The organism is Pectobacterium araliae (assembly GCF_037076465.1).
Taxonomy (GTDB): Bacteria; Pseudomonadota; Gammaproteobacteria; order Enterobacterales; family Enterobacteriaceae; genus Pectobacterium; species Pectobacterium araliae.
This window is the reverse complement of the sequence record NZ_AP028908.1, coordinates 4,440,477-4,465,730: the sequence shown is the minus strand read 5'-3', so window position 1 is coordinate 4,465,730 and position 25,254 is coordinate 4,440,477. Positions and strand designations below refer to the sequence as shown.

Sequence of the window (25,254 nt, the reverse complement as noted above, 5' to 3'; positions counted from 1 at the left end):
GCGCCTTATTATCTTAGACTGGTGAACGGTTACGCAGGTACGCGCCAGTAATCGTAGTCGATGTGGTCAACCTGGAAGTTGGCGTCTTCTTTGTCACCGGTCAGACGGGTGGCGATGGTAAAGGCAAAATCGAATGACACGCCCAGCCCCTTGCCGCTGATCAGATTGCCGTCTTCAACGACTTTCTCGTTAACATAAACGCCATCGGTCACGTCTTGCCATAAATCCCCAGAACAGACGTAGCGACGGCCTTTAAGCAGTTTGTTGCCACCCAGTACGCGTGCGGCCGCTGAGCACAGTGGGCAGATCAGCTTGCCCGCGTCGTCATGGCGACGGATGAACTCGACAACCATCGGGTTTGCGGCCAAGTTGACTGTACCCTGTGGGCCGCCAGGAATGACCACGGCATCAAACAGCGTATCCTGGTTTCTTTCCAGCAGAGCATCGGCAAACATGCGAATATTGTGATAACTCTGTAACTCCAGTCTGTCATAGCATGACAGCATGGTGACTTCTATCTTCATACGGTGCAGTACATCAATCACCATAATCGCTTCTGCTTCTTCAAACCCAGGAGCCAGCAGAACGGCGACTTTCTTAGACATAGCATCTCCAGCAATATGCAAGGGAAGGTGTTAACTGCAAGAGGATAGCAAAGAAACACTGTAAAAATGAAACGATGTTTTGTTAGTGTCGGGTGGGTCGCGTAAACGATTTTTGCTGCTTAGCCTAAAGAGAAGATGGCGCTATACTTGATAGCTTGGTCATAAATTCGCCCCGAATTTTTTTTGCACGAAAGCACGACTCTTCTCTTCCTGTCCCGCCAAAAAGATGTTTAAATTATCACTCACTTATTTTGCATAAATATGCATTTGTGAGCGTGTCGATTTTGGTCGTCGACCAGCCCGTTTGATGTAGGATATACACAGGGTACGGGCGCTCAGGAATGTATGGCGTAACATAATGGTGTGGCGGCTACGCTGATACCCTAGGGGTATATCACCAGAGATCTTTCGAGCAGGGATTACATATATGACAACGATTCTCAAGCATCTTCCGGTTGGTCAGCGTATTGGTATTGCGTTCTCGGGGGGGCTGGATACCAGCGCCGCGCTGCTTTGGATGCGTCAAAAAGGCGCGGTTCCTTACGCATATACCGCAAATCTGGGGCAGCCAGACGAGGATGACTACGATGAAATCCCACGTCGGGCTATGGAATATGGCGCAGAAAATGCTCGCCTTATCGATTGCCGTAAACAATTGGTCGCTGAAGGTATCGCTGCGATCCAGTGTGGCGCATTCCATAACACAACGGCAGGCGTGACCTATTTCAACACCACACCATTGGGCCGTGCAGTGACCGGTACGATGCTGGTTGCCGCGATGAAAGAAGATGGCGTGAACATCTGGGGCGACGGTAGCACCTATAAAGGTAATGATATTGAGCGTTTCTATCGCTATGGCCTGCTGACTAATGCTGAACTGAAGATTTATAAGCCGTGGCTGGATACCGATTTTATTGATGAGCTGGGCGGCCGTCAGGAAATGTCCGAGTTTATGTCACAGGCAGGGTTCGGTTATAAAATGTCGGCCGAAAAAGCCTATTCGACGGACTCCAACATTCTGGGTGCGACGCATGAAGCGAAGGATCTGGAATTCCTGAATTCCAGCGTCAAAATCGTTAACCCGATTATGGGTGTGAAATTCTGGGATGAGAACGTCAAAGTCCCGGCAGAAGAAGTGACCATCCGTTTTGAACGTGGGCACCCGGTTGCGCTGAACGGCCAGACTTTTACCGATGATGTTGAACTGATGCTGGAAGCGAACCGCATCGGCGGGCGTCATGGTCTGGGCATGAGCGATCAGATTGAAAACCGTATTATTGAAGCGAAAAGCCGCGGTATTTATGAAGCGCCGGGAATGGCACTGCTGCATATTGTCTATGAGCGTCTGGTTACTGGTATCCACAACGAAGACACTATTGAGCAATATCATGCAAATGGGCGTCAACTGGGTCGTTTCTTGTATCAGGGACGCTGGTTCGATTCCCAGGCGTTGATGCTGCGTGATGCTTCTCAGCGTTGGATCGCCAGCGCTATCACTGGCGAAGTGACGTTGGAGCTGCGTCGTGGCAATGATTACTCCATCATGAATACCGTGTCCGACAATCTGACCTATAAGCCAGAGCGCTTGACCATGGAGAAAGGCGATTCGGTTTTCTCTCCGGATGATCGTATTGGCCAGCTGACCATGCGTAATCTGGATATCACGGACACGCGTGAAAAACTGTTTAACTATGCTGAGACGGGGTTGCTTTCTTCTTCTGCCAGCACCGGTTTGCCGCAGGTCGGGCAATTGCAGGATAAAACAGAGAAGTAACGCACAGATTAAGTGATATAAAAATCCGGAACTGCCTCGCGTTCCGGATTTTTTTTATCTGTTTATCATCTATTTATGTTTGATTCTCTCGCGATTTTTTCGTATGTGAACTCTTGCTGACAATGCAGGTTGCATCTGTACAACTATCGTGGAAAGCGACAGAATACAATAACAATAAGCCTAGGTTTTTGTTAAAAGGCGAAACAATCTATTGGATGGTCTAAATAGCTTTTCATAATACTGCTACACCCTTGCCTTTCCCGGTGCATTTCCAGGGAAAGGCGAAGCAGCCTCCATGAACTGGGCTACGTTCTGCAATAACTGCCACATGTAATGACAGTGATGATTTCGTGTTACCGTTTCATGCAACTTATGCCAGAGCCCTTCTATTCTGTTCAGCCAGGGCGAGTAAGTCGGCAAAAACAGCAGGTTGAACTTCGGATTCTCTGCCAGCCAGCGCTGGGTTTCCTTACTTTTATGAATGATGTAGTTATCTACTATCAGTGTGATAATGCTGGCGTGCCGGTATGTGCGTTTCAGTTTAACCAACAGATTTATAAACAATTTTGATGTCTTCTTTATTCCGCCTATATAGGTCACCTTTCCTGTGTCCGCGTGCAGTGCGCCAGCCAGATAATGTTTCTGATTCTGGCCCGGCGTCACTATCCGTTTTTGGTTACCTTTCTGGCTCCAGTCAGCGCCGATTTTCGGGTTGAGGGCAATATCAACCTCATCCTGATAAAACACGGGATGTTCCGAACTGTTGACAGCCAGCGCGGCCTGAATAGCGGTCATTTTTTCATCGTAATCTGGGTCGGAGAGCTTCAGTGTGGGGGCAGCCCGACGCCAGACAAGACCGGCCATCTTAACCCAGCGATACAGGGTACTTCGTGAGGCATTAATGTTGAAAAAACCATTTATCTCCATGGTCAGCAATTCCAGACTCCAGCGCGAGCGTAGCCATCCGACATCCTGTGGCGAGTAATCAACCAGATGAGATAGCAGCGGCAATACAGGCTCTGGCGACCATTTCGGCGGTCGTCCTGCGGGTCGGCTTTCCAGTCCTTCGGCGCCACTTTGGGTAAACCAGTTTATCCAGCGTCCGACGGTGGAACGAGCAGCCTGAAGGTGTTTAGCCACATCGGAAACGGAGATGCCATCATCAAGCATTAGTAGAGCGGCAAGCCTGCGATAATGGTTCTTGTCGCGTGTCGTCTGCATGGTTTTCTGCATCAATTGACGCTCGTCGGGTTGGATAGGTGTTATGATCGGCATGACTCAGTCCGGTTGGTGATTTGGGATATTCAGCGATTGATCAGATCGCTCAACTTGGACTGAGTTCCCCCCCAAGTGATCTATTATTTCGGAAAGCTATTTAGCTGTAAATTTTTAATGGAGGAAAAATGTTAGAAATATTCGATGTAAGTTACACACTACTGTCGGAAAAAAAATCGGAAGAATTGTTTACGCTTAGGAAAGAAACGTTCAAAGATAGGCTAAATTGGGCGGTGAAATGTATTAACGGGATGGAGTTCGATCAGTATGATGACGATAATGCGACTTATCTTTTCGGCGTAGAGGATGACCAGGTTATTTGCAGCTCTCGGTTAATTGAAACGAAATACCCTAATATGATTACCGGAACATTTTTTCCCTATTTTGAAAAAGTAGATATTCCTGACGGGAAATATATTGAGTCGAGCCGGTTTTTTGTAGATAAAGCACGGTCAAAAACTATTTTAGGAAATTCTTATCCCGTTAGTACGATGTTCTTTTTGGCAACAGTGAATTACTCAAGGCGTAAAGGATATGATGGTGTTTACACTATTGTCAGTCACCCTATGCTCACAATACTGAAGCGTTCAGGTTGGAAAATTTCGATTGTTGAGCAGGGGATGTCAGAAAAACAGGAAAGGGTTTATCTACTTTTCTTACCTGTCGATAATGAAAGCCAAGATGTACTCGTTCGTCGTATAAATCACAACAAAGAATTTGTTGAAAGTAAGTTACGAGAGTGGCCACTGTCTTTCGAGCCTATGACTGTATCGGTCGAATGAGCTGTAGCTCGATGCCAAGTCTGATTGCATGTTTGGCATTTAATACACCAAGTTTTTTCACAACATTGCCGATGTGAAATTTAACGGTGCCTGTTTTAATATCTAGTATCAGTGCTATCTCCTGATAGGTTTTACCCATACTGGCCCAATAAAGAATTTCATTTTCCCGTTGAGAAAAAATATCTTTATCATTTGATCTTTCATCTTCTTTGTTTCTAATCATCTCTCTGTAAAGAGAGATGGTTTCTGCATGAATATTCATCAACGTCATTTGTAGCTTATCTTTATTACTTTCGATTACGTCCTCTATGTTATTCACATTTGATTCATCAATCATGATTGATAGCATAACCAGATTGTTACTGTGGTCATGAAGAACGAAAGTGTAACCGTTGGTGATGTTATGCTCTCTGGATAAGTTAAATATCTTTGACATCTTCAGTTGTGTACTGACCAGTAAATCTTCGTCCCAAGGGAAAGGGGTGATTTTATTAAGGGCTGCAATGACCACAGGATCAATGTGTTGATAGTTATTTGCTCGGTATATCTCTCGCCACTCGTCATGGTGATTGGAAATGATCAGAATTTCTGTTGGCTTCTTTTTATTTAACACCATGTAAGCATATTTGATGTCGCCATAGCGACTTAATGCTATGTCGAATTGACTTTTTATTATCCTGCTTATAGTTTCATTGTTGTAGAATAATTGCGACATCTTATAACCTCTACCTGAAAATTCAACATCCTGTAATAGAAAAAGTATATACCCATCCCTATACGTATATCTATAGTAACCTATACAGACAGTCTTAACTATACTTTAGTATAGCTTTTCTTTGGGGTGAAAAAACATAAAATCTTACAACCTTGTTAAGGGCGTAAAGCAAAAGAAATAAACATCGCTCAGGATAAGCGTGATGATTGGCTGACATCAGGGAATGCTAATTAAACGATATTTATCAGTAATATAATAAAAAATAATTTCTTTTTTCTATGGCCTGTATTATTTTACAGGCCCATCAGGTTGCAATGACATCAGTTATATCTGTGTCGTGCTTTTATAAGTAGCACCGTCTTGCATAATATGTCCAATTTCGCTGCCTATCAGGCTCCATCAGTATTGTTGTATTCCCATAGCCGATTGAAATGTACATCGTCCAGATTGCGGGCTGCATCTACGTTCCCTGCAAAAGGTCGCGCGGTGGTTGCTGCGGCTCCCCACGGCTGTTCTCTGTCATAGCTGGCGTCAATCGTGCTGTCGCGAATGACTAGCTGACCGTTTGCCGTCTGGTTGGGCTGGTATCCCGTCTGTCTTGCCCCCTGATCCCAGGCACGCCCTAGTTTGGCCTTTCTTTCCCCGCTGAAGCCTTTATCTCCTGTAAAGTAGCAACTCACGGCCAGAAAACCGTATTGTGTCCACGGCATGCTGTCAGGTGCGAAGACATGAATATCTTTCGCCCCACGGCTTGAGACCGTATGAAAGTGGACACAGTCAAATACTGCAGTCGCCCGCCCAAAAACATAATCGACATCACCTTCAATGTAGCTATCTTTAATGTAGGCGCGGCTGTAGCGGTCTGTGACATACTCGTTACGGAGGTTACTGGTGTTGACGAAAAACGTATCCTGACGCCCGATCAGGCGAACCCTTTCAAGCTGTACTTTGTCGCCATCGGTGCGCAGTGCCACGGCCTGATGTGCACGACCATCGACTGAATCCAGCAATGTATTGACCACCGTCAGGTTCTTCATCTGGAAATTGTCACTCTGCGACCAGACCACGGCGGCACAGATAGTATCAATTGTCGCGTTCTGCTTTGAGGCACAGAGATCGTACAGGTACCAGGCTGGGTCACCGGGTTGATACTCACCGTGTGGGTTCACCGTTTCTCGGTAGGTGGCTGGTGAAAACATCGAATCCAGCGCGAGTTGAATCACCACATCGTTCGGTTGATCTCCCGTTCCAAATAGCGTGAGCGGTGGTGCATCGGCGGGGATGTAGACCGTGCCGGTATAGATGCCAGGCAACAGTTTAATAGCAATACGCTCCTGATCTTGCGGTACTCGTAGTGCGGCGTTGATTGCCTGTTGCACCGTATCGTGCGTTGCGCCATCCACCCCGACCTGTGGCCCGACAACCCACGGTGTAGCCGGATTGACTTCAATTGGCGTAGGTTGCCAAGCATCGGCGTTAGAATGTTCATCGTCCCCACGCCGCGTAAAATAGTGTGGGAGCGTGAAGCGCTCCACTTCCTGAGCAGAGAGAATGGGACGATAAACCGTGCCGGGGTACGTCATTTTTTTCATTGCGCTACCCTAATAAAAGAAATCAGAAGCTAATTCCCCTGATACCACGTCCAGATTTTGACCAACAGTGCCGCCGATACACTCCAACACACGATCGCCGCGAACAGCGCCTGTGGCAATTTCATCCACGCGGTAAAGTAATAAAGTGAAATGAGATAAACCAGATAAGGAATAACAGACCAGATGCCAAACAGGATGGTGGTGCGTAGCGCATCCAGCCCGCGTTCACTGCCAACAATGTAATGTGCGATCAGCGCGAACGTGGTGAAAAGCGGCACCAGCCCGGCAATATAATAGTTTCGGCTTTTCGCCAGTACGCTAATGAGCAATACGATCAGTGCGCCGATAACCGATTTAATAAACAATGACATAAGTAGAACTTCTGGCCTAATTCAGCATCGTGAATGAACAGAGAATAGCGAAAAAGTATTGGGAAGGGATAGTGCGATCGCACAGCTTAAGATTTCAATTCGTGGTGATTTCGTTATTCTTAACAGCAGAATGAATAAATACTGTGCACGATAGTCTTATCAGTACAGTTAAAACGATAATAAATCTGGAAAGGATTGATATTGAAGACGCAAAGTCATGTATTCACTAAGGGATTGGTTCCTCTCAAGATTATTGCTACCGGCAGCGCACTTCCTGCGCAGCGGGTGACCTCGGCCGAATTAGATGTGCGGCTCAATAAGCCCACGGGTTATGTCGAAAGCCGTTCAGGCATTATCTATCGTCACCATGCCGATAATCATGCCAGCCAGGCTGAGCTTGGTGTGGCGGCGTTGAATGACGCGCTGGTGCGGGGAGTTATTCCACCCGCGTCAATCGATCTGCTGCTATTTGCTTCCGCGATCCCGATTCAGGCTCTGCCTTATAGTGCCAGCCATTTATTAAAAGCGTCGTCTCTGCCAAAAGGAACGGCCTGTTTTGATATTAATAGTAGCTGCGTCAGCTTTATTTCCGCGCTTCAGGTGGCAGCAGGCTTGCTGAATACCAGCGCTTATCGGCGCATTGCCATTGTTTCTACCGAGCTGGCCTCACGCGGTATTGACTGGGACGATGAAGAGTCGTCGCTGATTTTTGGCGATGGTGCCGCGTGCGCCATTGTTGAACGTGGTGACGGTCGCAGTGGGATTGCGGCGTGTCTGCTGGAAACCTATCCGAAGGGTAATGAGTTGTGCCAGATCCGCGCAGGCGGCACCTTGCGTAACCCGCGTGCGGGGATGGAACTGCATGATTTTCTGTTCCATATGCAGGGAAAACGGCTGTTCAGGCAGGCTTCTGCCTTGATTGAGGGCTATCTGCAACGGTTGCTGGATGCCAGCGGCTATTCTCTAGAGCAGATGGCGGCAGTGGTTCCGCATCAGGCCAGTCACCTGTCGCTGGAGCATATGCGCAAGCGGCTGGCGATCCCGACAGAAAGACTGATTGATATTTACCGCTATCACGGTAATCAGGTCGCGGCCTCGATTCCGACGGCGTTGCACCATGCCATCGTGACGCAGCGCCTGCCTGAAGGCGAACCCGCGATGCTAGTCGGTACGGCTGCCGGGTTGACGCTGGGCGGGATGGTACTGATTCCATGAGGGTCTTTGTCACGGGCGCAACCAGTGGGCTGGGGCGTAACGCGGTGGAATGGCTGTTTCACGCTGGGCATCAGGTACTGGCCTGCGGGCGCGATCGCACGGCGGGACAACAGCTGGAAGCGCTGGGGGCGCAGTTCGCCTGTATTGATTTGGTCGCAGCCTCGGTAGAGCAGTTTCGAACGCTGATGGCAGGTTGTGACGTGGTCTGGCACTGTGCCGCAAAATCCTCACCGTGGGGTCAATATGATGATTTTTACCAGAATAATACCAAGGTAACGGCGCGACTGGCTGAAGCCGCGGGTCAGTTGGGGATCCCGCGTTTTGTGCACATCTCCACGCCCGCGATTTACTTTGATTATCAACACCACCTAAATATTGATGAAAGCTACCGCGCGGCGCGCTTTGCCAATCACTATGCGCAGACCAAATTTCTGGCGGAAGAGCGGCTTCAGGCGCTGGCGTCACGCTACCCGCAAACCACTTATGTGATCCTGCGTCCGCGTGGTTTGTTCGGCCCACATGACCGCGTGATTCTGCCGCGTGTTCTGGAGCAGATCGCGGTGGGTGGCGGCGTGCTGCGGCTCCCGCGTGGTGGCGAGGTGCTACTGGATCTGACGTTTGTCGGCAACGTGGTGGAGGCGATGGCGCTTTCCAGCCAGCGCCCGGGGTTGGTTTCTGGCTCGGCCTATAACATCACTAATCATGAACCCGCACGCCTTGCAGACATGCTCCAGCAACTGCTGGTTGGTCAGTTGGGCATGAATTATCGCGTTAAGGCAGTGCCGTATCCGTTGCTGCATACGGTGGCCGGTGGTATGGAATTGTTCTCGTGGTTTAGCCGCAAAGAGCCGCTGCTGACGCGCTACAGCGCGGGAGCGGTGAATTTTGATATGACGCTCAGCGCCGAAAAAGCGCAGCACGAGCTGGGCTATCAGCCGCGTTTCTCCCTCCAGCAGGGCATCGAATTAACCGGTAGCTGGTTCAAAACACACCTTGCGCAGCGGAGTACTGACGGACATGGCTAATATTTCGACGTTTGAAGTAGGATACTGCCTGCATCCGGGTTGTATGGCGCTGCGTGGTGCGGGATGGAAAGTGTGCCGTTTCCCGGCGCGAGTCTGGATGCTGGAAAGTCAGGGCAAGCGCTGGCTGTGGGATACCGGCTATGCCCAGCATTTTACCGATGCCACGCGTTCCGGCCTGTTTCAGCTATACCGCAGAATGACACCGGTGCATTTCGAAACGAAAGACGCGCTGATTCACCAGCTATACGCGCAGGGCATTCAGCCTGCTGATATCGACGGCCTGATCATCTCCCATTTCCACGGCGACCATATCGCGGGGCTGCGGGATTTCCCCTCCGTGCCGTTTATCTGTTCTGCGCTGGGCTGGCAGCAGACGCGGAGTCTGCGCGGTTTTGCCGCGTTGAAGCGGGCGTTTGTGCCCGCGCTGATCCCTGAGCATTTTGAGCAGGCGCTTCAGTTTGTCGAAAACTTCCCGCTTACCGATCTGCCTGCCGAGCTGGCACCGTTTACGCAAGGCTATGCGCTGCCCGGTAGCGATAAAGAGATCGTGCTGGTGCCGTTGCCCGGCCACGCAGTCGGACACCTCGGCGCGTTTGTGCTGACCGAAAATGGCTGGGTGCTGCTGGCAAGTGATGCCGCCTGGTCGCCGCACAGCTATCGGGAAGGTCGCGGACCGTCGCGGTTGGCGAATCTGGTGATGGACGATCCACAAGCCTATTACCACACGCTGGATCAGCTGCACCAGTTGCACCTGAACGGACAGGTCGAGATTCGTCTGTGCCACGAGGGTGACCTATGATTCCGCTGATGACGATCTGGCACTATTTCCGCGCCAGACGCCTGAGTTTTACCACTCGTCAGGCGCTTGAACGCCATCAGCAGAATCAGCTCGCCCGCTTCGCGCGACGGGTGCTGGCGCGTAGTCCCTATTTTCGCCCTTACTGCCAGCTTCCTATAACGTCGTGGCCGACGATGGATAAAGCCGTAATGATGGCCGAATTCGATCGGATGAACACCGCCGGGCTTAAGAAGGATGACCTGCTTGCCTGCGCGCGCCGCAGCGAAGCGGATCGCGACTTCACGCCGAATGTGAACGGGTTTAGCGTCGGGCTGTCGTCCGGTACGTCTGGTCAGCGCGGTCTGTTTGTCGTCAGCCCGCGCGAACAGCAGATTTGGGCTGGAGGCATGCTGGCGAAAATGCTACCGGACGGTTTACGTGCCGGTGAACGGGTAGCGCTGTTTCTGCGGGCGGATAACAACCTGTATCACAGCGTCGATAACCGCTGGCTCAGCCTGTCGTTTTACGATCTCTTTGCGCCATTTTCCGGCCATTTTGCGCGACTGGAAGGGTGGTCACCGTCGATTATCGTTGCCCCTGCACAGGTGCTGCGCGAGCTGGCGCTGGCGGTACAGCGTGGTGAATTGCGGCTGTCGGCCAAAAAGGTGATTTCCGTGGCAGAGGTGTTGGAGCCGCAGGATAAGCAGCTGTTGCAGCAGGTCTTCGGACAAGTAGGGGAAGTGTATCAGGCAACGGAAGGCTTTCTGGCATCGACCTGTGAACACGGTACGCTACACCTCAACGAAGAATTTATTCACATTGAGCCGCAGTGGCTGGATGACGAACGCTTTACGCCCGTTATTACCGATTTCACTCGCAGCACGCAGCCAATTGTGCGCTATCGGCTGGATGATGTGCTGGTCAAACAGCGGGAACCCTGTTCGTGTGGCCGCGTGACGATGGCGATAGCCCGCATTGAAGGGCGCAGTGATGACAGCCTGCGACTGCCGGACAACTGCGGTGAAACTCAGACTGTGTTTGCCGATCTCTGTAGCCGGGTGATTGCCAATGCATTGCCGCTGAATGCAGATTATCGGCTGGTACAACAGGGAGAAACGACGCTGCATTTATCCGCCGCGTGTAGTCTGCCGGAGCTGGAAGTCTGTCGGGACAGTCTGGTGCAGCAATTTGCGTTGCAGGGCATTGATGCACCGCGGCTACGGTGGCAGTTAAGCGCGGGTGAGATCGCACCGGAATTTACGCAAAAACGCAGACGGATTACCCGCTTGAAGGAGGAAACATGATGCGATTTCCTCAACGCACGCTGCTATTGCGGCTGAAAGCACTGCTCTTCGGCTGGGGATCGGTCGGGGTGGTGTATCAACTGAGTGCACAGTTTCAGGGGCAGGGAGCGGTGCTGCCGACGTCGCTTGTTGATGAGTGGATTCCCTTTAGCGCTTCGGCTATCTGGCTGTATCTCTCCTTTTTCATCATCGTGCCGCTGTCCTATTTATCCTGCCCAATGTCGCGTCTTGCAGGGCTGCGGCGGGCAACGCAACTCACCGCGTTGATCGCAGGCGCGGTGTACCTGACTTTTCCGACCACGATGGTGTATCCGCAGGTCATTGGGGACGATTTTTCCACGCGTGTGCTACAGCTTTTGCTGCTTATCGACTCGCCACAGAATTGCCTGCCGTCGTTGCATATTGCGTTAACGGTGCTGGCGGTATGGGTGATGAGTGACGGCCAGCACAAGGTGAAAACCGGCTTGTATCTTCTCTGGGGCGTTGCGATAGCCTTTTCCATCCTGCAACTGCGCCGTCACCTGTTCATCGATCTGGTGACTGGCGCGATGCTGGCGGGCATCACCGGATGGATTTTTCTACACAGCCGAGAGGTGGTGAAAGCCATTTCCCCTCGTGCTCCGTTGCCTAACGATAAGCGCTATTAGGAATGACATCATGATCGATTTGGCATTACCGATAGTTCTCATGCTGGTTGTGGTGATTGGCGAAGCGCTAATTTTGCAGTGGATGCAGCGCGAGAAAGTGAACTGGCATGACGTGGTGTTCAACCTGAATTCAGGGCATATCATGCTGTGGCTTTTTCGCAGCGTGGAAATTTTTTGCTACGGCTATGTCGCGGCACATTTCAGTTTTGGCTGGGTGGAAACGTGGCCGCCGGTGCTAATGTGGCTGTTCGCGATACTTGCCTGGGATTTCGGCTTTTATTGGCTACATCGCCTGCACCATACCTTTGGTGTGCTCTGGGCGGTGCACGTGGTGCATCATCAGGGTGAACATTTCAATCTGTCGCTGGGCGTGCGTAACTCGTGGTACTCCTCGCTGACCTCGATTCCGTTCTTCCTGATTCTGGCGCTGCTCGGCGTTCCGCTGTATGTGTTCGTCACCGTGTCCATCCTGCATTACAGTGTCCAACTGTTTAACCATAATGCCATGACGCCTAAACTGGGCTGGCTGGAAAAGGTGCTGGTGACGCCAGCACACCATCGCGTACACCACGTGAATGACCGTGCGTACGCTGATAAGAACTTCGGTGGCACTTTCATTTTTTGGGACAAACTGTTTGGCAGCTTTTGCCCACAACTGCCCGATACGCCTTTCCGCTACGGCGCAGGCAAAGACACGCCATCAAACAATCCGTTTTGGGCCAGTAACCTCCCTTTTATGCAGTACCTGAAACTGTCGGTGCGCCGTACACGACGGCAGGCGACATTTCACTGTACGCCGATAGCGTTGATCGCTGGGGCGATGCTGCTGTTTGCGCTGGTGGTGGGTTACGTCTACCTGTATGGCTACGGCTATGATTCCGCCGATCTGTCGCAGGCGGCGCTCTTCCTATTGCTGGTGGCGGGTGCGGTTGCGCTGGGCGGCATTTCCGAAGGACGACGCTGGGGTGTTTACATCTGGCTGCTGGTGGGGCTGCTATTCCCTGCCGTGTTTCTTGTCTATCTGGGCTGGGAAGCGCTCTACTGGAAGATGGCGATGCTGATGCTGGCGCTGCACGGGCTGGCGATGGCGGTCGGCTGGGGTCGGCGTCCCCTGACTGAGGAGCATGAAAATGTCTAGTGTGCTTCCCGCCAAACTGTATCCTGCGAAGGGTGAACAGGCTTTCCATCGGGCATTACAGCGGGAAACGTCGGCTTATCTCCGCGCTAATCACAACCATCGCTTTGCCGATAGCGGGCAGTTTATTAAGGCCGGATTACTCTTTTTATGCTGCATCGCCTGTTATGCCCTTTGTTTAGTGCAGCAGGCGGCATGGGCGTTCTTCCTGAGCTATTTCTCTTTCATCATGCTGTCGATGTTATTGAATATCATCGTGAATCATGACGCCTCCCATAATACCTTTTTCCGCAACCAGACACTGAACCGCGTGGTCGGGCGCATCGTCACGTTGCCATTAGGCATCGATCCCGATTACTGGCGTTTGCGCCATGTGGACTTCCACCATCTTTATCCGAATGTGGAACATTACGATCTGGATACGGAAGAGAATGGGGTTTTCCGCCAAACGCCTTTTCAGCGCCACCGTTCCTACATGCGTTATCAGCATCTTTACTGGCCGCTGGTGGCCGCGTTCTCACTCCCTTATATCGCCTGGATTTTTGATTGGGCCGATCGCTTGGGTAAAACTCCCGTCAATGCTCGTTCAGTACAGTTAGGCTACCGTGGATGGATGATTTTTATCGCCAGTAAAATCGGCCATATCCTGTTGTTATTGGTTATTCCCATCATGGTAGGGGCGGCACACGGCATTAGCCCGGGAATCGTGCTGTTAAGCTATTTGCTGGGTCAGATGCTGGCCTCGTTGCTGGTGGTGTTTTTACTGCTGGGTACGCACTGGGCTGAAGCTGAGTTCTATGCTGTTACCGATACAGAGGCGATGCCTCAAGGCTGGTATCAGCACAACTTTGCGACCGCCTGTGACTGGCTGCCGACGCCGCGCTGGGTTGAGCACTGGACGGGAGGGTTAAACCTGCACCTGACACACCATCTTTTCCCTGGCTGGCATCATCGCCATTACCCTGCGCTAGCCAGTATTTTACGGCGCGTGGCCGCCGAGCATGGCATGAACTATCGCTGCATTACCTATCGTGAGCTACTGGCTAGCCAGCGTCGGTTTTTAAAATCGATGGGTGAGGGGAACGATCGGCGTACCGTGTAACATGGCTCAGAGGAAGAATGATGCTCGCACCGCTGAAGCCGCTACGCTATGAACAAGGTCGCGATCTGGCATTGCATCGGGCGCTGATGAAGGCCGCGAATGACTATCTGGCAGCAGCGGGCGATCACCGTTTTGCCAACGCTGGGTTTATCGGCAAGATGCTGTTTCTGGTGGCGCTGTGTCTGACGTTTTATGGTTTCAGCCTCTGGCAGACGACGCTGTGGGGGTTTGCTGGTTGTTACTTTGGCTTTATTTTTACCGCCATGTTTCTGGCGGTGAACGTGGTGCATGACGCCTCGCATAACGTCTTTTTCCGACGGCCGTGGGCGAATCGCCTGCTCAATATTGTGGTGAGTATTCCGCTCGGCATGGATTCCGACTGCTGGCGAGTGCGGCATGTGATTTTTCATCATGCGCACGTCAACGTGCAGCACTACGATCTGGATATCGAAGAGAACGGCGTCTTGCGGCAATCACCCTACCACCGGTTTCGCTTTTTTATGCGCGCCCAGCGCTACTACTGGCCGATGGTGGCGTCGCTGACCTTCCCCTGCATCATCTGGTTTTTTGACTGGCTCGATCGTGCGGGGAAAACGCAAGTGACGCGTAATATGACGCTTCAAGGCGGTAAGGGCTGGGGTATTTTCCTGTTATCAAAAGCGCTGCATGCTCTGCTGGCATTGGCGATCCCCTATTGTCTGCTGTCGCCGACACCCGTCAGCGCCGGTGCGCTGTTGCTGGTTTATCTGCTGAGCCAAATGCTGTCATCGCTGATTTTTGTCGTCCTGATTCTGGGGTCGCACTGGGCAAAGGGGACGTTCTATCAGGCACCGGAAGATGGCTTATTCAGGCATGGCCGCTATCAGCACGTCTTTTCCACCACGGTGGACTGGACGACTCGGCCCGCCTGGCTTGGCTACTGGTTGGGGCAGCTCAATATGCACCTGACCCACCATATTTTCCCCAACTGGAATCATCGGCACTACCCTGCGCTGTCGAAAATTATTGCGGAGGTTGCCCCGCGTTACGGCATTGATTATCAATGCATTACGTTGAAAGCGATTTTAGTTGAACAACAGCGCTTTCTTAAAAAGATGGGAAAGGGCAGCAAGAAATAGCCCGTTATCTATATTTATTAATCAGTTAGGTTTTCATCTGTATTCAAGGAGCGAGACTTCATGCGTTATTTATCTCTGGCCGTTTCATCCCTGCTGTTTTTCTTCACCTCGTCCGTCTGGGCGATGGATTGCAGCAAGGCCAGCACAGACACCGAGAAAATGATTTGTGCCAGCAGCCGTTTGCAGCAGCTCGATGCGGTATTAAACAAGGCCTATCAGGGTTATGTGAAAAAGGAAGACAAAGCGCAAGCGCGTCAGGAACAGCGCACGTGGCTAGCCGAGCGTGACCGCTGTAAGGATGACGTTTGTCTGGGGAATGAGATGGTTTCCCGTATTCAGGCGCTTTCCGGCAGTGAGAATATTTCCCTGATTACGCAGGCATCAGGCCAGTGGGACTTCGTTCTCAGCGTGGCGACGTGCAACCTCGACGCTTCTTACTCAACCTGCGAAGGCCCCGGCACGCTGGATATCTTTAAGAAAGGGCGCGGTGACCTGTTCCAGCGTATCAACATGGAAAATATGTTCATCGAGCTGAACAGTAAGGGCGAAGTCACCGCGAATCTGGTCGAGGTCTACGGTGAGAACAACAGCGGGCTGGTGATTGATGACGCTAACTTCGATCACCACGCGGATATCATGCTGCGTAATGGCAACAACGGCGCTTACGGCGGGCCGTCTTACGATGTGTACCTGTTTGATGTGGAAAAGCAGCAGTTTACCCAGAATGCGCCGCTGACCGAGTTAGCCAGCTCCAACCTCGGCCTGTTCGAGATTGATGAGAAAAGTAAGACCATCACGACGTTTACCAAAAGCGGCTGCTGCTGGCACCAATGGTCTACCTATCAGATAGCCAATAATAAGCCTGTCCTGATTGTCGAAACCACGGAAGCCTACTCCGAAGAGAAGAAGGCGATGGTCGCTACAACCCGCGAGCTGGTGGGCGGCAAGTGGAAGGTGAAGGAAGAGATAGTAAAAATCGACGAACAGTAAAATTTCCCTGCTTCACAGACAGATGCCGTAGCTGAATGCGGCGTCTGTCACCGCCCCGTTCATTCCCACTCTGCCGTTATTCCCCTGCATTCTCCGATACTTTGCAAAAGTGTTACGTCAGACGTTCTCTGTATGACTTTTTTGCCACTTGCCATACTGAGATGGCAGCCATGAAAAGGTAAATGCAGTGCAGATCGCGCAGCATGGCAAAACTTCACAAAAAAGACGTGTTTTATTAACAACTCGTTTATGCGTGGTATTCCCTTATCCTACTTTGGAGACGCCTGACATGAGCACCACCCAGAAAAGCATGTACATCAACGGTGAGTTTGTTGAAAACAGAAGCGGGAAGTGGATTGACGTAGTGAACCCGGCCACAGAACAGGTCATTTCGCAGATCCCAGAAGGCTCTGCTGACGATGCAAAAAGAGCGATAGAGGCGGCTGAAGCCGCACAGCCGGGCTGGGAAGCGCTGCCTGCGGTTGAGCGTGGCGTCTGGCTGCACAAGATTGCTGACGGTATCCGCGAACGCGAAGCCGAACTGACCGACACTATCATCGCAGAAGGCGGCAAAACGCACGGTCTGGCGCAGACGGAAGTGCTGTTCACCGCTGACTACCTCGACTACATGGCGGAGTGGGCGCGCCGTTATGAAGGCGAAATCATTCAGAGCGACCGCCCGAATGAAAATATCTTCGTCTTCCGCAAAGCGATTGGCGTCACGACCGGCATTCTGCCGTGGAACTTCCCCTTCTTCCTGATCGCGCGTAAAGCGGCTCCGGCGCTGATCACCGGCAATACCATCGTCATCAAACCGAGCGAGATTACACCGAATAATGCAGTGATTTTTGCCGAAATCATTCACAAGATTGGCCTGCCGAAAGGCGTCATCAATTTCGTTACCGGCTATGGCCCAACGGTAGGGCAAGAGTTGGCCGCAAACCCGAAAGTTGGCATGGTCAGCCTGACCGGCAGCGTGGCGGCGGGGATTGCCACCATGACGGCGGCGGCGCAGAACGTCACGAAGGTGTCGCTGGAGCTGGGCGGCAAAGCGCCCGCCATCGTGATGGACGATGCCGATCTCGATCTGGCAGTGAAAGCGATTGTCAGCTCCCGCGTGATCAACAGCGGGCAGGTGTGTAACTGCGCCGAGCGCGTTTACGTGCAGAAAGGCATTTACGACGAGTTTATCTCCCGTATTAAAACTGCGATGGAGCAGGTGACTTTCGGCAATACGGCGGAGAAAAAAGCGCTGGATATGGGGCCGTTGATCAGCGCGGCGGCGCGACAGCGTGTAGAAGACAAAGTGGCGAAAGCGGTATCACAGGGCGCGAAAGTGCTGCTCGGCGGCCAGCGCGAAAGTGGTACGGGCTATTTCTACCCGCCAACGCTGCTGGTGGACGTGAAACAGGATATGCCGATCATGCACGAAGAGGTGTTTGGTCCGGTGCTGCCCGTCGCGACCTTCGACACGTTGGAAGAAGCGATTACGATGGCGAACGACAGCGAATATGGCCTGACGTCGTCGATCTATACTCAAAACATCAACACCGCGATGAAGGCGCTGAAAGGGTTGAAATTCGGCGAAACTTACATCAACCGTGAAAACTTTGAGGCGATGCAGGGCTTCCATGCGGGTTGGCGTAAATCCGGTGTGGGTGGGGCGGACGGTAAGCACGGTTTGCAGGAATATCTGCAAACGCATGTCGCGTACCTTCAATTTCACTAAAAGCAGTTTCACTAAAGGCAATCTCACTAAAGTCATGCCGATCGCTTAAGTATCGAGATACACGGGGCGACCACAGGGGTAAGGCATCCCTGCGGGAACCCCCCTGTGTTTCCCCTAAAAGCAGGCTTAAGTGAACAGCATGAATTTCACTAAAGGCAGCCTCACTCACGGTCATGCCACTTACCATAACAGTGGCACAAAACAGAAGAAGGATGGGAAAGGACGATGATCATCTCTGCTTCAACGGACTACCGGGCGGCGGCGCAGCGTAAGCTGCCGCCGTTTCTTTTTCACTATATTGACGGCGGTGCGTACAACGAGCACACGCTCAGGCGCAATACCGCCGATCTGGCAGATATCGCACTGCGTCAGCGTATCCTGAAAAATATGTCCGACCTGAGCCTGGAAACCCAACTGTTCGGCGAAAAACTGGCGATGCCAGTAGTACTGGCACCCGTTGGCCTGACCGGAATGTACGCCCGACGCGGAGAAGTACAGGCTGCCCGTGCGGCAGCACAGAAAGGGATTCCGTTTACCTTATCCACCGTTTCAGTCTGCCCGATTGAGGAAGTGGCTCCTGCCATCGATCGCCCGATGTGGTTCCAACTCTACGTGTTAAAAGATCGTGGTTTTATGCGCAATGCGTTGGAGCGTGCACAAGCGGCGGGGGTGAAGACGCTGGTATTTACCGTAGATATGCCGACGCCGGGCGCACGCTATCGTGATGCGCATTCTGGCATGAGTGGGCCGAATGCGGCGATACGGCGTGTTTTGCAGGCGGTTACTCATCCACAATGGGCGTGGGATGTCGGCCTGAACGGTAAGCCGCACGATTTGGGGAATGTTTCTGCCTATCGCGGCACGCCGACGACGTTGGAAAACTATATTGGCTGGCTGGCGGAGAATTTCGATCCCTCTATTTCGTGGCAGGATTTGGCATGGATTCGCGAGATGTGGAAAGGGCCGATGATCATTAAAGGCATCCTCGACCCAGAAGATGCCAAAGAAGCGGTGAGGTTCGGCGCAGACGGCATCGTGGTCTCCAATCATGGTGGTCGTCAACTGGACGGCGTGCTGTCGACGGCACATGCGCTGCCCGCTATTGCCGATGCGGTAAAAGGCGATATCACCATTCTGGCGGATTCGGGTATTCGTACCGGGTTAGATGTGGTGCGCATGATTGCACTGGGCGCGGACGGCGTGATGCTCGGACGCGCGTTTGTCTACGCACTCGCGGCAGCGGGTGAAACGGGCGTGGTTAACCTGCTGAACCTGATCGAAAAAGAGATGCGAGTGGCGATGACGCTCACGGGTGCCAAATCCATTGCCGACATCACCACGGATTCACTGGTACAGGCGACCCAGCGGCGATTGGATAGCCTGTAAGCACGGATGACGCGGTGAGAGTCACTCGTCGCGTGATGGCTTTTGAACCTTCCTCTGAACGTTGATAACCTTTACGGGATAGCACAACGTTGGGGAAGATAAGTGAATGGGCAAGCGCACGATTGCCGTGGTGGATTACGATCCACAATGGGTGACGAATTACGCAACGGAGGCGGGTGCGATAGCGCAGGCGCTCGGTGACGTTGCGGTGAGAATCCACCATATTGGTAGCACGGCCGTGCTGGGGTTACCCGCTAAACCGGTGATTGATATGCTGCTGGAGGTGGTTTTGCTGTCCGATTTGGACAGGCTAGATTGCGTCATGATCGATTTGGGCTATCATCCGCGCGGTGAAAATGGGATCGCGGGGCGGCGTTATTACACTAAAGGCGGTGATGTGCGTACTCACCATCTTCACGCTTTTGTGGTGGGTGACGCGCATATTCAGCGGCATCTGGCTTTTCGTGATTATCTGCGGGCAAATCCTTCTGTATGTGCGGAATACGCGGCAATAAAGCGTGCTGCTGCGCTGGCATGTGACAACGATGCCGCCGAGTATAGTCGGTTAAAAAATGACTTTATCGCAACGCATGAGGATCGTGTATAGCCATTCCCTCAGCATTATGCGCTTTTTCCTGTATTGCAAACGCCCCACTTCGTTCTATATTTCGTGAGTAGATTGAACGAAGGGGAAATCGTTGTGAATATTAAAGGGCTTACGAAGGGATTCTTCATCCTTATCTTATTTATCGTCACGCTGGCGTTTTTTGACATACTGGCGCCGTATTATTCCGCCATCTTATGGGCGGCGGTGCTGGCCATTATCTTCCATCCGCTGAAAAGCAAAATTCGGCAAAAATTAAACGATCGCAACGGCATAGCCTCGTTGCTGACCGTCCTGATCATCTTCCTGATCGTCTTCATTCCATTGGGGATCATTGTTTCCTCGCTGGTGGTTGAAATTAACGGGGTTTACACCCGATTGCAGGACAGTAATACGCAATTCCCGGTGGTGCTGGCGGAGCTAATTCAGCATCTGCCGAAGTGGGCGCGACATTTCCTCGCGGAACACAATCTGGATAACGCCGCCAAAATACAGCAAGAGCTTTCGCAGGTTGTGCTGAAAGGTGGGCAATATCTGGCGGGAAGCGTGCTGCTGATCGGCAAAGGGACATTCACCTTTTTCATCGGTTTTGGGGTGATGCTCTACCTGCTTTTCTTCCTCCTGAAAGACGGTGCCTATCTGGTCAACCTGATTCTGGAATCGCTACCGCTTTCTACCCATGTTAAGCATCACCTGCTGGTGAAGTTTGCCGCCGTATCTCGGGCGACAGTGAAAGGCACCGTGGTTGTGGCGATTGTGCAGGGGACATTGGGCGGTATTGCGTTCTCCATTGCAGGGATCGAAGGCAGCCTGCTATGGGGCTCGCTGATGGCGTTCCTGTCGCTAATCCCCGCCGTGGGCTCGGCGATTATCTGGGTGCCTGCTGCTATCTTCCTGTTCGCGACGGATATGCTCTGGCAAGCCATCTTCATTGTTGCTTTCTTCGTGCTGGTGATTGGGCTGGTGGACAACATTCTGCGTCCGCTGCTGGTGGGGAAAGACACCAAAATGCCGGATTATCTGATTCTGATCGCCACGCTGGGTGGCATGGAAATCTACGGCATTAATGGTTTTGTGATTGGCCCGCTGATTGCTGCGTTGTTCATCGCCTGTTGGAACATCCTGTCCGGACGTGATAATCAGGAAAATATTGAAGGCATCGACGAAGATTTTATCGAAGAAGGCCGCCTGTACGCGAGCACTGTGAACCCGGAAGAAACCAATGCGACGGCGGGTCGACCTTTGGACAGCAAGACGGCAACTGAGCAAACGGTGGAAAGCCAAGGCGCGGAGAATAAGAAGGTAGAATGAGTCGCTTGCGTTAAGTCCAACTCTCTTGCCCCTCGGGCGTGATCCACACGACGCCTGCGGGGGCTTTGGCAAAGAGCCAGAGGCCAAATTCGTCTTTCAGCCCGGCACGTATTTCGGATAAGCATTGCCAGGTTTATCGATAGTGCTTAAGGTGAGGTCATACAACATAAATTTCCGAAGAAAAACGGCGAAAAATAATCAGGACGTTCTGATTTTATAAAGGTAATGGATGGTTATGTTTGGGAAAATTATTCTAATCGGGGTGAGTGCAGCATTACTCAGCGGGTGTTCGGTTGCGACCTATAGTCATAAACTGGAGGATTATCAGGGCGCTGAACGTGTGGGTATGACGTTCGATAATCGCAACCTCGACTATGTTCGCGTTTATCCGACGACTGACAGATGTATTAATATTGATGCACCAGAAAATGGCTATACCAATAATGCGTTTGGGTTCCAAACTAAACTCAATAATAAAGAACTCGGCTTCCCTGAAATCCCAGAAACGCCAACGATGATTCGTGAATTTTGGGTCAGCGCGCAACACAATATTGCGGTCAGAATGATTGCTACGAATGGTGGATTTAGTACCATCACGTTTAAACCTGTGGTCGGGAATTACTATTACGTCACCGGCGAGTTTGCTGGTGCTTATTCGCCACGCCGCCTCGAAATCTACGAAGTGTTCAAAACTGAAAAAGGCTACTACGACCGCAGGCCAGTCAAAGATTTAATGTTGAAGAACTGTGGACAATTTTCTTCCAGAATGCAGCATTTTTAATGCTTGGCCAGACAGTGACGCTGTCTGGCCGTCTCACCGAACCTACGTTAGCTGTTTCCCAGAAAACGTGTCGGCATACCAGTCATCCATGACCGATAGCAGGTTTTTCACTTCGTCGACGGTCAGACCGTAGGAATCGGCGTTTTCATGGGGTTTAACGACGAGTAGCTGAACATTGGCACGCGTGTGCAGATAATCGTACTGATATTCCACTTCTCTGTTGTCATACAGGCTGCCGCCAACGTTTCCGGCTTTGCGTAACTGTTTAATCTGTTTATCTTTCGCGGTCGGATCCTGTGCCCAAACCAGGAAATCACGCAGCGGCTGCGTCTGCCGTGCAAAATCATCACGCGTGAAGCCGAAATAGGCATAGCGCTGTCTGACTACTAACGCAATTTTGCTCTTATCGTCGGATATTTTGACATCAAAAGAGCGCTTACCCACGGTACAGTCGCGAAATTTAGGCTTGTAATCGCAGGCGGAAAGATTCTCAGCTTCATACACTTCGTAAAGGCGCATCGTGGCGTATTTATCGAAGGTAGTGATTGCCTGACAGCCAGTTAAGGCAAGAAGAATGACCGGGAGGACGAGATAACGCATGGCGGTTTTTCCCTGTTTTCACTGATGTGGATTTCTCAAGATGGTGCTCAATGGCGGTTTATATGACCGAGCCTACTGATGGTGAAAAAATTGATCAATCATCTGACGGATGAAAACGTGGGATGATCTTGTCGTCATTTACATGAGATAGAACAGGTAATAGGACTATATTCCCATAATGTCGCCAAAAATGGGAATACAGTCCTATGTTGTTTGATTTTTGCTCTTCGCTACATTGATTACCTGACAATGTGGGACTATATTCCCATTAATAAATCAATACTGGGAATATAGTCCTATTTTTATGTGAGGTAGATGATGGCCAAGCGAGACATGTACAGGGTGCTTTTTCCAAAGCAACGTAGGACACTGACCGCGTTTGGTGAGGATTTACTGCTTGCCGTCAAACGTCGTGGATTTACCAAAAAAATAATCTGCGACCGTACGGGATTTGATCACAAAACTGTTAATAAAATCTTCGCTGGCGATCCGGGCGTGGCGATAGGGGCTTACTTAAAGGTCATGGCCGTACTGGGCATGGAAGATAACTTTGCCAAACTTGCGGCTTACGATGAAGTTGGCATGAAGTTACAGGATATCAAGCTGTTGGAGGGCACGAAATGAGCCGATCCATCGTTGAGGTGTATGCGTCCTGGATGCCGATTGATACACCTTTATTGATGGGTCATTTGACGTTTGCAGAAACCAGCCGTGGCGGTGTGTTCAGCTTTACCTATGATAAACACTTTTTGACATCCAGCTATCGTTTGCAGATCGATCCCTTGTTGGCGTTGCACAGTGGGGAGCTTTATAACGATTTGGCAGATAAAAATTTCCGTGCCTTTCTGGATTCCTCTCCCGATCGCTGGGGACGCATTTTGATGCAGCGCTGTGCTGCAATTGAATATCGAAAAGGCCTGCGAGCGACCACGAAACTGACGGAGTTGGATTATCTTCTGGGTGTTCACGATTCCTATCGAATGGGCGGTATTCGCTTTAAGATGGCGGAATCGCAAGATTTTTTAGACAATAACACCGAATTTTCCGCTCCACCGATGGCGTCGCTACGTGAGTTGGAACATGCAGCCATGAATATTGAGCGGGATGACAACATCGACAGCGATGATTATTACCGCTGGCTCAATATGCTGATTTCTCCGGGATCATCACTGGGTGGTGCCAGACCCAAAGCGTGTGTGACCGATTCAGACGGTCATCTGTGGATTGCCAAATTCCCCAATCAGAACGATACATTTGATGTGGGAGCCTGGGAAATGGTGTGTTACCAGCTTGCGCTGGCTGCGGGTATCGATATGTTTCCGAGTGAAATACGCAAATTTTCTTCTGAATATCACACTTTCCTGACTAAACGTTTTGACCGCGTGGGTGATAAACGGATTCATTTCTCATCGGCCATGACGGAACTACAATATTATGACGGCGAGCAACCCGACGGTGCCAGCTATCTGGAAATCGCAGAATTTTTAAGTAATAGCGGTGCGCAAACCAAAGCCGACCTTGCCCAGCTATGGCGAAGAATCATGTTTAATATTGCGGTGTCCAACACGGATGATCACCTCAGAAATCATGGTTTTTTGCTCACTGATAAAGGCTGGAAGTTATCTCCGGCATACGATTTGAACCCGATAGTGGGTAAGCATGGCTTGCATCTCAATATTACCGACACCGCTAATGAACTCGACTATGCACTGGCCTTCGAGGTGATCGATTTCTTCCGCTTAAGCCGCGAGGACGCAACTCGTATCTATGACGAGGTACTTGGCGCAGTGAAAGGTTGGCAAACTGTCGCCAACCAGCTAGGTATCAACCGCAGCGAGCAACTTGCCAAACAAGAGGCGTTTAATGTGTAGGGCTGGCCGGTTTTATTGGCGTGTATTTATAAGGACAGAATAGCGGTAAGTGTCTCTATATTTAGGAGGAATAAGGACAAAACGCCAGCCAATAAGGACAGTTTGCCGTGTGAGCTGATGTGGCTTGTTCACTGATTACCAGCAATGCCGGAATCAAATGTGCGCAGGTGTTGAAATAGGCGCTGAGGTCGTCACGGTCAGTGTCAAGGTTGTTGTCACCCCCTGCTGATTTAGGCGGCCTGTTTTTCCCGCTCTGGATTCAATATCACGGTACTTATTGGTTGCCAGTTTCTTGTTTCACCTGACCAACGTTCCGGATGCAACGCCTGCATCGGTCATCTCCAGCGGTGCACCGTTCAGGTCCGTGTTGAACCAGCGGATATCGCCGTCGTGTGCTCCCGCTTGCCGGATGATACGGGCTAACGGCGACCACCAGACATTCGGGTCATAAACATAACTTTCTGTCCGGTCAGCGTGTCTGGTCTGCAACTGATCCTACCCAACAATAGTGGACACGTGACTAAGTGAGTAAACTCAGTAACAG

Annotated in this window: 26 protein-coding genes; 18 read left to right on the top strand and 8 right to left on the bottom strand. The window is 51.3% G+C overall.

The annotated features are described in order from the left end of the window. Positions 1 to 29: 29 nt before the first annotated feature. Positions 30 to 605, bottom strand: a complete 576-nt coding sequence (locus tag AACH44_RS20290; RefSeq protein WP_338659432.1) for a DJ-1/PfpI family protein — start codon at positions 603 to 605, stop codon at positions 30 to 32. Positions 606 to 1,032: 427 nt separating this feature from the next. Between AACH44_RS20290 and argG the strand changes: the two genes are divergently transcribed. After that, positions 1,033 to 2,379 carry an argininosuccinate synthase gene (gene argG / locus AACH44_RS20285; RefSeq protein ID WP_338659431.1) on the top strand — a complete coding sequence of 449 codons (1,347 nt, stop codon included), beginning with the start codon at positions 1,033 to 1,035 and terminating at the stop codon, positions 2,377 to 2,379. A gap of 243 nt (positions 2,380 to 2,622) precedes the next feature. Here the strand turns inward: argG and AACH44_RS20280 are convergent, their stop codons facing one another. Next, the gene (locus AACH44_RS20280) at positions 2,623 to 3,654 is read right to left on the bottom strand and encodes an IS630 family transposase (RefSeq protein WP_338659344.1); all 1,032 of its coding nucleotides are present in this window, start codon (positions 3,652 to 3,654) and stop codon (positions 2,623 to 2,625) included. 128 nt (positions 3,655 to 3,782) lie between these two features. Here AACH44_RS20280 and AACH44_RS20275 point away from each other — a divergent pair, with 128 nt between their 5' ends. Next, positions 3,783 to 4,436, top strand: coding sequence for an acyl-homoserine-lactone synthase (locus AACH44_RS20275; protein ID WP_338659430.1), 654 nt, complete (start codon positions 3,783 to 3,785; stop codon positions 4,434 to 4,436). On the opposite strand, the gene AACH44_RS20270 is transcribed toward AACH44_RS20275, so the two are convergent. The 3 genes from AACH44_RS20270 to AACH44_RS20260 all read right to left on the bottom strand — a co-directional run bounded on the left by AACH44_RS20270 (position 4,414) and on the right by AACH44_RS20260 (position 7,114). Then, on the bottom strand, positions 4,414 to 5,151 hold the full coding sequence (locus tag AACH44_RS20270) for a LuxR family transcriptional regulator (protein ID WP_338659429.1): 738 nt from the start codon (positions 5,149 to 5,151) through the stop codon (positions 4,414 to 4,416). The two genes, AACH44_RS20275 and AACH44_RS20270, sit on opposite strands and share 23 nt — an antisense overlap. 389 nt (positions 5,152 to 5,540) lie before the next feature. Further along, the gene (pemB, locus tag AACH44_RS20265) at positions 5,541 to 6,743 is read right to left on the bottom strand and encodes a pectinesterase PemB (protein WP_338659428.1); all 1,203 of its coding nucleotides are present in this window, start codon (positions 6,741 to 6,743) and stop codon (positions 5,541 to 5,543) included. A 29-nt stretch (positions 6,744 to 6,772) separates the two neighbouring features. After that, positions 6,773 to 7,114, bottom strand: a complete 342-nt coding sequence (locus AACH44_RS20260; protein ID WP_338659427.1) for a GlpM family protein — start codon at positions 7,112 to 7,114, stop codon at positions 6,773 to 6,775. A 201-nt stretch (positions 7,115 to 7,315) separates the two neighbouring features. Here AACH44_RS20260 and AACH44_RS20255 point away from each other — a divergent pair, with 201 nt between their 5' ends. From AACH44_RS20255 to AACH44_RS20195, 13 genes are all read left to right on the top strand, one after another. After that, complete coding sequence (locus tag AACH44_RS20255) at positions 7,316 to 8,329, top strand: 3-oxoacyl-[acyl-carrier-protein] synthase III C-terminal domain-containing protein (protein ID WP_338659426.1); 1,014 nt, start codon at positions 7,316 to 7,318, stop codon at positions 8,327 to 8,329. Next, a complete protein-coding gene (locus AACH44_RS20250) occupies positions 8,326 to 9,354 on the top strand; it encodes an NAD(P)-dependent oxidoreductase (RefSeq protein ID WP_338659425.1) in 1,029 nt (342 codons plus the stop codon). Before AACH44_RS20255 ends, AACH44_RS20250 begins: the two co-directional genes overlap by 4 nt. Further along, a complete protein-coding gene (locus AACH44_RS20245) occupies positions 9,347 to 10,153 on the top strand; it encodes an MBL fold metallo-hydrolase (protein WP_338659424.1) in 807 nt (268 codons plus the stop codon). The genes AACH44_RS20250 and AACH44_RS20245 overlap by 8 nt, the downstream gene beginning before the upstream one ends. Then, positions 10,150 to 11,436 (top strand): F390 synthetase-related protein, encoded by a 1,287-nt coding sequence (locus AACH44_RS20240; RefSeq protein WP_338659423.1) that lies wholly within the window; start codon positions 10,150 to 10,152, stop codon positions 11,434 to 11,436. Before AACH44_RS20245 ends, AACH44_RS20240 begins: the two co-directional genes overlap by 4 nt. Then, positions 11,436 to 12,083, top strand: coding sequence for a phosphatase PAP2 family protein (locus tag AACH44_RS20235; protein ID WP_338659629.1), 648 nt, complete (start codon positions 11,436 to 11,438; stop codon positions 12,081 to 12,083). Before AACH44_RS20240 ends, AACH44_RS20235 begins: the two co-directional genes overlap by 1 nt. Before the next feature lie 10 nt (positions 12,084 to 12,093). Next, positions 12,094 to 13,221: a sterol desaturase family protein gene (locus AACH44_RS20230; RefSeq protein WP_338659422.1), complete on the top strand. Its 1,128-nt coding sequence runs from the start codon at positions 12,094 to 12,096 to the stop codon at positions 13,219 to 13,221. Then, positions 13,214 to 14,320 (top strand): acyl-CoA desaturase, encoded by a 1,107-nt coding sequence (locus AACH44_RS20225; protein ID WP_338659421.1) that lies wholly within the window; start codon positions 13,214 to 13,216, stop codon positions 14,318 to 14,320. Before AACH44_RS20230 ends, AACH44_RS20225 begins: the two co-directional genes overlap by 8 nt. A gap of 20 nt (positions 14,321 to 14,340) precedes the next feature. Next, positions 14,341 to 15,438, top strand: coding sequence for an acyl-CoA desaturase (locus AACH44_RS20220; protein ID WP_338659628.1), 1,098 nt, complete (start codon positions 14,341 to 14,343; stop codon positions 15,436 to 15,438). Between the two features lie 60 nt (positions 15,439 to 15,498). After that, positions 15,499 to 16,428, top strand: a complete 930-nt coding sequence (locus AACH44_RS20215) for a lysozyme inhibitor LprI family protein (RefSeq protein ID WP_261849321.1) — start codon at positions 15,499 to 15,501, stop codon at positions 16,426 to 16,428. Between the two features lie 289 nt (positions 16,429 to 16,717). Continuing rightward, on the top strand, positions 16,718 to 18,157 hold the full coding sequence (aldA, locus tag AACH44_RS20210) for an aldehyde dehydrogenase (protein WP_261849320.1): 1,440 nt from the start codon (positions 16,718 to 16,720) through the stop codon (positions 18,155 to 18,157). A gap of 225 nt (positions 18,158 to 18,382) precedes the next feature. Continuing rightward, entirely contained in the window at positions 18,383 to 19,543 is a 1,161-nt protein-coding gene (gene lldD / locus AACH44_RS20205; protein ID WP_261849319.1) for an FMN-dependent L-lactate dehydrogenase LldD, read from the top strand. Positions 19,544 to 19,649: 106 nt separating this feature from the next. Then, a complete protein-coding gene (locus AACH44_RS20200; protein ID WP_261849318.1) occupies positions 19,650 to 20,150 on the top strand; it encodes a GrpB family protein in 501 nt (166 codons plus the stop codon). 93 nt (positions 20,151 to 20,243) lie between these two features. Then, positions 20,244 to 21,458, top strand: a complete 1,215-nt coding sequence (locus AACH44_RS20195) for an AI-2E family transporter (RefSeq protein WP_261849317.1) — start codon at positions 20,244 to 20,246, stop codon at positions 21,456 to 21,458. A 10-nt stretch (positions 21,459 to 21,468) separates the two neighbouring features. Here AACH44_RS20195 and AACH44_RS20190 read toward each other — a convergent pair whose 3' ends face one another. Further along, a complete protein-coding gene (locus tag AACH44_RS20190; protein WP_261849379.1) occupies positions 21,469 to 21,558 on the bottom strand; it encodes a DUF596 domain-containing protein in 90 nt (29 codons plus the stop codon). Positions 21,559 to 21,693: 135 nt separating this feature from the next. Between AACH44_RS20190 and AACH44_RS20185 the strand changes: the two genes are divergently transcribed. Continuing rightward, complete coding sequence (locus tag AACH44_RS20185) at positions 21,694 to 22,239, top strand: hypothetical protein (protein ID WP_261849316.1); 546 nt, start codon at positions 21,694 to 21,696, stop codon at positions 22,237 to 22,239. A 42-nt stretch (positions 22,240 to 22,281) separates the two neighbouring features. On the opposite strand, the gene AACH44_RS20180 is transcribed toward AACH44_RS20185, so the two are convergent. Beyond that, positions 22,282 to 22,839 carry a hypothetical protein gene (locus tag AACH44_RS20180; protein WP_261849315.1) on the bottom strand — a complete coding sequence of 186 codons (558 nt, stop codon included), beginning with the start codon at positions 22,837 to 22,839 and terminating at the stop codon, positions 22,282 to 22,284. Positions 22,840 to 23,154: 315 nt separating this feature from the next. On the opposite strand from AACH44_RS20180, the gene AACH44_RS20175 reads away from it, so the two are divergent. After that, positions 23,155 to 23,463, top strand: coding sequence for a transcriptional regulator (locus AACH44_RS20175; RefSeq protein WP_425606610.1), 309 nt, complete (start codon positions 23,155 to 23,157; stop codon positions 23,461 to 23,463). Continuing rightward, positions 23,460 to 24,710 carry a type II toxin-antitoxin system HipA family toxin gene (locus AACH44_RS20170; protein ID WP_261849314.1) on the top strand — a complete coding sequence of 417 codons (1,251 nt, stop codon included), beginning with the start codon at positions 23,460 to 23,462 and terminating at the stop codon, positions 24,708 to 24,710. The genes AACH44_RS20175 and AACH44_RS20170 overlap by 4 nt, the downstream gene beginning before the upstream one ends. Positions 24,711 to 25,007: 297 nt before the next feature. Here the strand turns inward: AACH44_RS20170 and AACH44_RS20165 are convergent, their stop codons facing one another. Continuing rightward, entirely contained in the window at positions 25,008 to 25,199 is a 192-nt protein-coding gene (locus tag AACH44_RS20165) for a hypothetical protein (protein WP_261849389.1), read from the bottom strand. Between the last annotated feature and the right edge of the window lie 55 nt (positions 25,200 to 25,254).